General features: G+C 59.5%; 3 protein-coding genes. All 3 read right to left on the minus strand.

All coding sequences use genetic code 11. From position 1 onward, the window contains the following. Positions 1-313: hypothetical protein (locus tag K2Z83_RS27915; RefSeq protein ID WP_220598449.1), on the minus strand; the 313-nt coding region annotated here is incomplete at its 3' end. Between the two features lie 4 nt (positions 314-317). Next, positions 318-2,087, minus strand: a complete 1,770-nt coding sequence (locus K2Z83_RS27920) for a CHAT domain-containing protein (protein ID WP_220598450.1) — start codon at positions 2,085-2,087, stop codon at positions 318-320. A 368-nt stretch (positions 2,088-2,455) separates the two neighbouring features. Further along, a partial coding sequence (locus K2Z83_RS27925) for a hypothetical protein (RefSeq protein WP_220598451.1) occupies positions 2,456-4,162 on the minus strand: 1,707 nt, incomplete at its 5' end.

The following is a 4,162-nucleotide window of genomic DNA, read 5'->3' on the forward strand; positions in this document are numbered from 1 at the left end:
ACGCCACGCCGACCCAGTTCACCGACGTGCCCTGCGCCCAGCTCGCCAGCAGCACCAGCGGCAGACTCAGCATCACGGCCAGCACGGGCAGCATCAGCCAGAGGTTGCGGTAGGCCGGGATGCCGAACATATGTCGCAGGTTTTTCAAGCCGCTTGTTGAACTTCGATATACCTCCGGCGCGGCCTGGTAGAGGTAGCACTTGAGGGCGGTGGGGCGAAAGAAGACCCAGTAGGCCAGCAGCAGGTAGTGGCGCGGGTTAAGCGGGCTGAGGCGGGCGGGCAGCTCGCCGCGGTAGGTGGGGAAGGTGGGCATTGGATTAAGCTCCGGCCTTGCGGCGGTACAGCTCGGCGGCCAGCTGCTGCAATCGGCCGGGGTGGCGCCCGCTCTGCTCCAGCAGCTCGGCGACCTCGTCCGCGTCGAAGGCTACGCCCGTGTCGCGCAGGCGATCCGCCAGGAAGGCGCGGGCCTCGGCGCGTGTGAAGGGCGGCACGTCCAGCGGGCTACAGATGTTCAGGGGCGAGGTCTCGCCCAGCTTGTCGGGGAACAGCTCGTCCAGGGGCAGGCTGCTGGCGATCACCAGGGTCAGCGGTGCGCCGGCGCCGTCGGCCAGGCCGCGCAGCTCGTCGCGCACGTCGGCGGTGAAGCGGTCGCGGCGCATCTTCTCGATCTCATCCAGGCAGAGGATGTAGCGCTTGCCCCTCAGCCGCCGATCGAGATGATAGCCGCGATAGGTTCGGTCCAGCCCAAGCTCGCCACAGAGAGCGTCGAAGAAGTCCTCCTCGCTGTGGATGAGCTGCATATTGATGGAGAGCAGCGCCGCTGGCGGCAGGCCCAGCCGCTCCGCGCCCTGGCGCTGGATCGCGGCCAGCAGCGACGACTTGCCCACCTGGCGCTCGCCGATCAGCGAGAGGTTGCTGCCCTTGCCCAGCTCCTCAAAGATACGGCGCAGCAGCTCATCGCGCCCGAAGAACTCGGCCGGGTCGTCGATGCGCCCGAGGCGGCCGAAGGGGTTGGGCGCGGCGCGGCTAGCGGGTGTGTTTGCCTGCACACCAGCCGGGGATTCCCAAAGCCGCCCGTCGCGCAGGCGAGTGTACAGCACCGGCATCCACCAGTCGTGCCGATCCTCCACTGCCAGGCGGGCTGCGTTCACCGCCTGGTCAATCGCCCCGTCGCGCAGCAGTTCGCGGAAGAATACCGGGGCGAGGCGCGTGTTTGTATCTACGCTCAGCTTGCCCTGCATCGCCAGCACCGCCGGGACGCCGGCCTGGGCCAGCTGCGGGCCGAGGGCCGCTAGGGCATCGGCGTAGCCATCTCCGGCACTCTCACAGCTTGCCAGCACTACTAGGCGCGGACGGCGCTCTCCCAAGCTGCGCAGTAGGTCGGCTATCGCGCCACCCTGCTTTATGTCCGCGTTACCATGCGCATTCACCAAGTAGAGCCAGGGTTGATCGCTTTTCAGTATGCCGTGGGCCACGAGGTAGAGGATGTCGTAGCCTGCGCGTAGCGCGTCGCTTAGCTGCGCCCAGGAGGCGCTGATGGTCGTTGGGCGCAGTTCGCTCAGTATCGCCGTGACTCTGGCGGTCTCATCTTCGGCGTTGATCGGTGCCAGCCCGTAGCTCTGCGCGTCATTAGGTGCGGCCACTGCCACCAGAGCGCGCAGCTGGCCGCGCGGGCGCAGCTGGAGCGGGGTGTAGTCATCGCTGCTAAGGTAGCGCGAGAGCAGCAGGTCGCCGTCGCGGGCCAGCCCGCGCCCACTGTGTGGGTCACGCAGCGCCTCCCAGCGCAGGGTATGTAGGTCGGGCGGCAGCAGCAGGCGCACCCGCAACCGCTTCCCTACGCTTAGCCCAGCCGCCCGGCAGGCCAGGAATGCCTCCCGAGCCGCAGGCTCGGCGAAGAGCATGTCACGCAGGGCCGCGCCGTAGGCGGCCATGTCGCCGGTGTGCTCTAATAGCGCAGGCGAGTCGAGCGCGATAGGGAAGGGGCCGTGGCGGATGTCTGGCTCCATCAGGCGTAGGCTTAGGCCGGGCCCGTGGACCAGAGGAGCGATGCTCAGTTCTAGATCGGCGCTGTTGGCAGGGGTGGGCATAGTAGGCGTGCTGGGAATATGAAGCACCTGTGTAATATGAATAGGTCTTTGTCCAGTTACGGCAACTCGCAAAGGCGGAGGCGTATCAGCATGGTCTCCCGGAGAGTGACGAATAAGCTGCCTGATTAGGTCGCGAATGATGGGATCACGCCGATACTCATCGCTCAACGCTGCTGGCGCAAGTGTATCGCCACGCACTACAGCCGCTTTTACAAGGGCGGCAATTGCGGGCGACAACTGTTGATCAAGTTGGATGCAGGCGTTGAGCCGAATAAGATCGGTGAGAAGTCGATTATGCCAATATTCCTGTAACACCTGGCATAGATCTCGCCACATCAATGGGCTGACATCCATATCGCGCCTCACGCCTATAGTGCTACGTGTACATAGTCCCAGGCGAATAGAGCAAGCCTGACAATAATCAGCGCGGCTACAAGTAGAATAAGTAGCCGTATGCGTACAAGAATGACCCCCTGACGTAAGCGTTTACCTATATCTGCATAGGTGCGCTGGCGCAACCATGACCACTCCTGGAGGATGGTGTCGATCAGGTTAGGCCATCCGCTACGCTGAAACATCACCTCAGGCAGCGTAGCCTGGATGATCTTTAAATAGTTTGGTGCTGTAAGTGTGACTATTCTGGCGACAATGTAGTGGATGAAAATGTTAATATTGTGCATCCCGATCATCCGCAGCCGACGCGCTCGCTTTGTCTTGGCCTTCGGTTTCTCTCTCAGTCTCTTGCGTGCGCCAAGTACTTGATCAATACGTTCTTGTTCCTCGTCATAGAGAACTGCACGGAACTCGACTAGAGCTTGAACCGCTATCTGCTGGGACATAGGGTTTTTGTGATTTTGTATCCAGGTAAACATCTCCTGTTCAATGACCGTTCGTGGTCGTTCCCAGGCATGTATCCAGACATGGTAGACGTCATCGTTGTTGTTGTCATTGCGAATATGGAGCGTTGTATCGCCACCTCGCTGATGCATACGTTGATCGAGAAATACTTCGATCAACTCATCAACTATACGTCGTAATTCGTTGGGCCGGAAAATGCCAACTACATGCTCAAGTTCAGAAAAATACTCACGGCCTTGCCGAATAACGGTGCTCATTGCTGCCTCACGGATAAGTGATGCCTGCTCCTGTAGCAAGATTTCCCGCATGCGCTGAAAGGCATTTTTGACGCTCAGCACACCAGGGAATCGCTCATATGGCAGGTAGCCATAGATCAGGCTTACACAGGCGAGCAACGCATTCCGCTGTTCAAGCGACTTGCCAATGCGCAGACGATCTGCCCCCATACACACGGCATACCAGCGATCAAGGGTCGACTTCACCTCTTCAGGATTCTTCTGATAGGCTTCTGCCATACTCTTGGCGATCTTGCGGTGCGTTGTGAGATCATGAGTCAGCGTCGCAACAATATCGCGTACACGGTCGAGGTGGAGCGGTAGGATCATAGCCAGCGTGACTTTGCAAAGGGTGTCACGGATCGCTGGTGTGTCATCTTCCGAAAGTTGCTCAAGATAGGTGTAGAGAATCTCAGGAGTTTCTTTTTTTGTTAGTGACTCGATCGCATAACCAATTGTTAAGGTGGCTGTGACTTTGAGCCTTGTCAATAGCGTACGCTCAGAATCGCCTGGCATTCCCATGCCACTTGCGATAGTATGTGTCCCCAGATCGTGCATCAGGTGCCAGAGGGTGTCGATCATTTGCTCGCTTGCCCCATACTCGTTCCAGCGAGCAATAGCTCGACCGGCAACAGCCTGCACACCGACATTGGCATGAACAGATAGGCGCAGCAAGGTGTCGTTGATAGCAGTTAAATCGCGTAGCCCGATGTCACTTATCACTTCACTCAGCACTTTGCGCAGCCGGTTACGCCGCTCTGCCGTGCCATAGAGAACCCAATGCGTCGAATCAGCTTCAGCTGAGGAGCAAATCATCTCGACAAATACCGGGACTGCACTCAAGATATGCCGACGGTGGCTTGCCCATGCCACATTCAAGAGGAGCGTGCGCTGATTCTCTAGTTGGGTCTTGATTGCGTCGCCGCGTCCATTTCGTACGTA

Source organism: Oscillochloris sp. ZM17-4 (assembly GCF_019599295.1).
Taxonomy (GTDB): Bacteria; Chloroflexota; Chloroflexia; order Chloroflexales; family Chloroflexaceae; genus Oscillochloris.